This window comes from Streptomyces sp. NRRL F-2580 (assembly GCF_000720115.1).
GTDB lineage: Bacteria > Actinomycetota > Actinomycetes > Streptomycetales > Streptomycetaceae > Streptomyces.
Genome location: NZ_JOIR01000100.1, coordinates 1 through 1,505, shown reverse-complemented (window position 1 = coordinate 1,505; position 1,505 = coordinate 1). Strand labels below are relative to the sequence as shown.

The following is a 1,505-nucleotide window of genomic DNA, read 5'->3' as shown; positions in this document are numbered from 1 at the left end:
TCCATGAGGCGCAGGCCTTCGAAGGCGTCGCGGGCGTAGCGGACTTCGCCTTCGTAGATTTCGTGGAGGTCTTGTTCGACGTAGGCGCGGGTGAGGGCGGCGCCGCCGAGGATGACGGGGTAGTCGGCGGCCAGCTTGCGCTGGTTGAGCTCCTCCAGGTTCTCCTTCATGATCACGGTGGACTTCACCAGGAGACCGGACATGCCGATCACGTCGGCCTTGTGTTCCTGCGCGGCTTCCAGGATCGCGGAGACCGGCTGCTTGATACCGATGTTGACGACGTTGTAGCCGTTGTTGGTGAGGATGATGTCGACGAGGTTCTTGCCGATGTCGTGGACGTCCCCGCGGACCGTGGCCAAGACGATGGTGCCCTTGCCCTCGTCGTCGGTCTTCTCCATGTGCGGCTCGAGATACGCCACCGCCGTCTTCATCACCTCGGCCGACTGCAGCACGAACGGCAGCTGCATCTGCCCGGAGCCGAACAGCTCACCGACGACCTTCATGCCCTCCAGCAGGGTGTCGTTGACGATGTCCAGCGCCGGCCGGGTCTGAAGGGCCTCGTCGAGGTCGGCCTCCAAACCGTTCTTCTCACCGTCGATGATCCGCCGCTGCAACCGCTCGTCCAAGGGCAGGGCAAGGAGCTCCTCGGCCCGGCCGGCCTTCAGCGACTTCGTGTTCACGCCCTCGAACAGAGCCATCAGCTTCTGCAGCGGGTCGTAGTCACCCTCACGCCGGTCGTAGATCAGGTCCAGGGCGGTGGTGACCTGCTCCTCGTCGAACCGGGCGATCGGCAGGATCTTCGACGCGTGCACGATCGCCGAGTCCAGACCCGCCTTCACACACTCGTCCAGGAACACGGAGTTCAGCAGCACCCGCGCCGCCGGATTCAGACCGAAGGAGATGTTCGACAGACCGAGCGTGGTCTGGACGTCGGGGTGGCGGCGCTTGAGCTCACGGATCGCCTCGATCGTCGCGATACCGTCGCCCCGGGACTCCTCCTGGCCGGTGCAGATCGTGAACGTCAGGGTGTCGATGAGGATGTCCGACTCGCGGATCCCCCAGTTCCCCGTCAGATCCTCGATGAGCCGCTCGGCGATGGCCACCTTGTGCTCGACCGTGCGGGCCTGACCCTCCTCGTCGATCGTCAAAGCGATCAGCGCGGCACCGTGCTCCTGCGCCAGCCGGGTGACCTTGGCGAAACGGGACTCGGGCCCGTCACCGTCCTCGTAGTTCACCGAGTTGATGACCGCACGACCGCCCAGCTTCTCCAGACCCGCCCGGAGCACGGGGACCTCGGTGGAGTCCAGCACGATCGGCAGCGTCGAGGCGGTCGCGAAACGACCCGCCAGCTCCTCCATGTCCGCGACACCGTCACGGCCCACGTAGTCCACACACAGGTCGAGCATGTGCGCGCCCTCACGGATCTGGTCCCGGGCCATCTCCACACAGTCGTCCCAGCGGCCCTCCAGCATCGCCTCACGGAACTTCTTCGACCCGTTCGCGTT

Annotated in this window: 1 protein-coding gene; it reads right to left on the bottom strand. The window is 65.4% G+C overall.

Annotation, left to right across the window (positions count from 1 at the left end; genetic code table 11):
* Nucleotides 1–1,505: dihydropteroate synthase (locus IF88_RS0139595; protein ID WP_030724410.1), on the bottom strand; the 1,505-nt coding region annotated here is incomplete at both ends.